General features: G+C 71.4%; 4 protein-coding genes. All 4 read right to left on the bottom strand.

Annotation, left to right across the window (positions count from 1 at the left end; translation table 11 throughout):
• Positions 1-10: 10 nt before the first annotated feature.
• The 4 genes from VIB55_RS23255 to VIB55_RS23240 all read right to left on the bottom strand — a co-directional run bounded on the left by VIB55_RS23255 (position 11) and on the right by VIB55_RS23240 (position 3,959).
• Positions 11-1,279: a glycosyltransferase gene (locus tag VIB55_RS23255; RefSeq protein WP_331879068.1), complete on the bottom strand. Its 1,269-nt coding sequence runs from the start codon at positions 1,277-1,279 to the stop codon at positions 11-13.
• A gap of 52 nt (positions 1,280-1,331) precedes the next feature.
• Positions 1,332-2,141, bottom strand: a complete 810-nt coding sequence (locus VIB55_RS23250; protein ID WP_331879067.1) for a class I SAM-dependent methyltransferase — start codon at positions 2,139-2,141, stop codon at positions 1,332-1,334.
• 109 nt (positions 2,142-2,250) lie between these two features.
• Entirely contained in the window at positions 2,251-3,504 is a 1,254-nt protein-coding gene (locus tag VIB55_RS23245) for a nucleotide disphospho-sugar-binding domain-containing protein (RefSeq protein ID WP_331879066.1), read from the bottom strand.
• The gene (locus VIB55_RS23240) at positions 3,501-3,959 is read right to left on the bottom strand and encodes a hypothetical protein (protein WP_331879065.1); all 459 of its coding nucleotides are present in this window, start codon (positions 3,957-3,959) and stop codon (positions 3,501-3,503) included. Before VIB55_RS23240 ends, VIB55_RS23245 begins: the two co-directional genes overlap by 4 nt.
• Positions 3,960-3,975: the final 16 nt, after the last annotated feature.

Below are 3,975 nucleotides of genomic sequence, written 5' to 3'. Positions count from 1 at the left end.
TGAGGCGGCTTCACACGCCGGCATGCGCGGCCGCCGGCGCGGCGCGCCACGCGGCCGCGCGGGCGGCGAAGGCCCGGTCCAGCAGCCCGTTGAAGGCGCTCCCCGCGTCGAAGCGCTCGATGGCCGCCGCCACCTCGCCCGCGGCCCGGCGGTAGCGCGGGTCCACCAGCATCCGCCGCGCCGCGTCGCGGATTCCCTCCTCGCTTGCCTCCGCCTCGGGAACCATCTCCCCCGCGCCGCGGGCCACCAGCAGGCGCATGGAGGCGAGCTGGTCCATGTTGCTGGGAATCCCCAGCACCGGCGTGCCCCCCGCCAGGCTCTGCGGCCCCGCGGTGCTCCCCCCGTTGCACAGGGTGAGGCGTGCGCGGCGGGCCACCTGCAGGCCATCCAGGAAGTCCGCCACGAAGACGTTGGCCGGCTGCGGACCCAGGTCCGTGCGCCCGGCCGTCGCCACCACCACCGAGACGGGAAGGCCGGCCAGCGCCCGGATCACCGTCGGCAGGAGCCGCGGCTGCCCCGAGGAGCCCAGGTTCACGTACACGACGGGCCGGTCGGCGGGGAGCGCGCCCCACCAGGCGGGCTGGGCGACGTCGGGGGTCCACAGGCAGGGGCCCACGTAGGCGGCGTTCTCCGGCAGGGGGTGCAGCGGCGACAGCTCCGGGAGGTCGGGAAAGGCGACGTAGTCGCCGTAGCTGAAGATGCTCTTGAAGTCCGCCCCCACCACCGGAAGCCCGTACTGCAGGCTCACCAGGTTCACCCCCACCGAGGCCAGCGGCAGCGCCAGCTTCATCAGCCCGTTGAAGAGCATTCCCCCCCACGGCTCGCCCAGCCAGGCGCCCAGCGGGTTCACGGGTGACTCGTAGGGGGTGCTGGAGGTCGGGTGCCAGTGCGCGTTCATGATGTTGACGAACGGGACGCCGGCCAGGCGGCTGCTGACCACCAGCGACTGCCGCATGTCGCCCACCACCACGTCGGGGCGCCAGGTGGCGAACAGCTGCAGGTCCTCGCGCACGTAGTGGTTCACCGTGGCGTAGTCGTAGAACGAGTCGCGCATCAGCGCCACCTCTTCCAGCGACTTCACCGCCAGCCGCGACTGCAGCGGGATGAAGTGGAAGGGGTTGGGCGTGCGCAGCAGCGACAGGTGGCGCGGGTCGCAGGCGAAGAAGACCTCGTAGCGCGCGGGGTCCAGCGTGGCCGCCAGCACCGCGGGACGCACCATGTGCGACAGGGTGACCAGCTCCCCGATGAAGAGGACGCGTCGGCGCGGGCTCGTGCTCATGGCGGGTGCAGGATCGCTGAAACGGTTGCGTCGGTGTCGGCTGGTGCGCGCGCTATTGCGTGCGGCCCGCGCCCAGCTGGTGCGCCACCAGCCCCGACATGGTGGAAAGGAAGGTGGCCACGGAGGGAACCACCAGGTGCTGCCAGGGATCGAACGAGGTGAAGTCGCGGTGGAAGGTGGGCTCCAGCTCCGCCGCCCCTTTCACCCCGATGGCGATCTGCACCGTGCTCATGCAGACGATGCGGTGCTCCGCCATGGGGATCCCCGCGTCGGCCAGAAAGCGCGGAAGCCCGTAGGCGTTCAGGTGGTACGTGGTGGGGCGCTCCTCGGCCCCCAGCCCCTGCTCGAACATCACCCGGACGATGGGGTTCTCGGGGATGTGCAGCTCGATGAGGATGATCTTGCCGCCCTTGCGCGTGACGCGCCGCATCTCGTTCAGCACCGAGCGGATGTCGTCGTCCTCCATCTCGTGCAGCGCCAGCGAAACCACGCTGGTGTCGAAGCTGTCGTCCGGGTACGTGAGGCGCGTCGCGTCCTGTACGGCGAAGGCCACGTTGGGACAGGTGTTCTGGCGGCGGGCGATCTCGATGAACGTTTCGCTGTGGTCCGTTCCCACGATGGTGCTGTACGGAAGCTGCTCGCCCATGACGAAGGTGAAGTTGCCCGGGCCGCAGCACAGCTCCAGGATGGCGCCGCGGCAGTGCCGGCGGACGAACTCGAAGATCATCCGGCAGCGGTTCCGGTCGCTTCCCAGGCCGAAGGTGCCGGCGCGTGCGTTCAGGATCTCGGTGTACTGCTCGCCCAGGGCGTTGTAGTGCTCCTTGGAATGCTCGCTCAGCGTGCTCTGCTTTTCGACGTTCATGACGGCCTGTGGCAGTGGTGAGTGAAAGGTCCGGCGGGTGGACCCCGCACGCCGGCGGCGGACGCGGCTTCCCTGGCGGGGTCCCCCGGACAGCGGGGCGGCGCCGCCCTCAGCTGGCGGCGCGGTTCGCCCAGCTGGCCTGCCGTTCGGCGTACACGCGGTCCAGCAGCCGGTTGAAGGCCTCGCCCGCGTCGAAGCGCTCCATGGCCTGCGCCAGCGCCGCCGCGGCGGAGCGGTAGCGCCCGGTGGCCAGCATCCCCCGCACGGCGTCGCGGACCCCCCCCTCGCTCACCCGCGACTCGGGAATCATCTCGCCCGCGCCGCGCTCCATCAGGATCCGCATCCATCCCACCTGGTCCACGTTGCTGGGAATGCCCAGCACCGGCGTTCCCACGCTCAGGCTCTGCTGGGCGGGCATGCTTCCCCCGTTGCAGATGGTGAGCGCCGCCCGCCGCGCCGCCTGCATGCCGTTCAGGTAGCTGGCCACGAAGACGTTTTCCGGCTGCGGGCCCAGGTCCGTTCGCCCCGCGGTGGCCACCACCAGGGTGACGGGAAGCCCGGCCAGCGCCTTGATCACCCCCGGCAGGAGCCGCGGCTGCCCCGAGGAGCCCAGCCCGACGTACACGACGGGCCGGTCCGGCGGGAGCGCGCCCCACCAGGAGGGCTCGGGAACGTCGGGACCCCACAGGCAGGGACCCACGTACGCGGCGTTCTCCGGCAGCTGGTCCAGCGGCGAAAGCTCCGGAAGGTCGGGGAATGCGGTGTAGTCGCCGTAGCTGTACACGCTCTTGAAATCCACCCCCACCACCGGCAGCCCGTGCTGCAGGCTCACCATGTTGATGGCCAGGGTGGAAAACGGCATGGCCAGGTTCACCAGCCCGTTGAAGACCAGGCCGCCCAGGCCCTCGCCCAGGAACCCGGCCAGGGGGTTCAGGGGCGACTCGTACCGGGTGGGCGACGACGGGTGCCAGTGCGCGTTCATGATGTTGATGAACGGCACCCCGCTCAGCCGGCTGCTGATCACCAGCGACTGGCGCATGTCGCCGATCACCACGTCGGGGCGGTAGCGCGAAAGGAGCTGCAGGTCCTCGCGCACATAGTGGTTCACCGTGGCGTAGTCGTACAGCGAGTCGCGCCCCTGCGAGATGGCGTCCATCGACTTCATGGCCAGCCGCGACTTCAGCGGGATGAACTCGAAGGGGTGCGGCTTGGCGAGCATTTCCAGGTTGCGCGGGTCGCACGCAAAGAAGACCTCGTAGCGCTCGGGGTCCAGCGTTCCGGCCAGCACCGCGGGACGGACCATGTGCGACAGCGTGATCAGCTCGCCGATGAAGAGGACGCGCCGGCGCGGGCGGGCGCTCATACCGGGTCCGGCCCCGCCGGGGGCCCGCCGAACGCCGTGGACCCGCCGTCCGCCGCGGGGGTGCCGAGCGCCGCGGGGGTGCCGGGCGACGTGGGCGCGGGCGGTAGGGGCGCGCCGGATGGCGCGGGTGCGGCCGGAGACCCGAACGCGGGCGGGGGCGGGGCGTGGGCCCCGCCCAACGCGCCGCTCGCGGCTCCGTGCGCGGGCGGCTGCCAGGGCATCGGCGCGCGCTGCTCCCGCGCCTCCAGCTCGCGGATGCTGGCGTTGACCAGGTCCAGGCAGTTGCTCAGCACGGCGGCGTGGAACTTCATCAGCTCCTTTTCCACGCTGGGCCAGTTCTCGTTGCTCCTGCGCCCCACCTCCGTCAGGCTGCGGAGCACGGCGCGCTGCGGGGCGGTGACGGCGTTGATGAAGCCCGCCACGAGGGCGGAGGCGGACGGGGGGCGATCGTTCATGGGACACCCTTGGGCG

The sequence above is a fragment of the Longimicrobium sp. genome (assembly GCF_036554565.1).
Classification (GTDB): Bacteria; Gemmatimonadota; Gemmatimonadetes; order Longimicrobiales; family Longimicrobiaceae; genus Longimicrobium.
The sequence above is the reverse complement of the archived record's forward strand: the minus strand, read 5'-3'. Positions and strand labels throughout refer to the sequence as shown.

Coding starts and splice junctions, on each gene's coding strand:
- VIB55_RS23245 (WP_331879066.1), bottom strand. CDS start 3,504: ATGAGCGCCCGCCCGCGCCGGCGCGTCCTCTTCATCGGCGAGCTGATC.
- VIB55_RS23240 (WP_331879065.1), bottom strand. CDS start 3,959: ATGAACGATCGCCCCCCGTCCGCCTCCGCCCTCGTGGCGGGCTTCATC.
- VIB55_RS23250 (WP_331879067.1), bottom strand. CDS start 2,141: ATGAACGTCGAAAAGCAGAGCACGCTGAGCGAGCATTCCAAGGAGCAC.
- VIB55_RS23255 (WP_331879068.1), bottom strand. CDS start 1,279: ATGAGCACGAGCCCGCGCCGACGCGTCCTCTTCATCGGGGAGCTGGTC.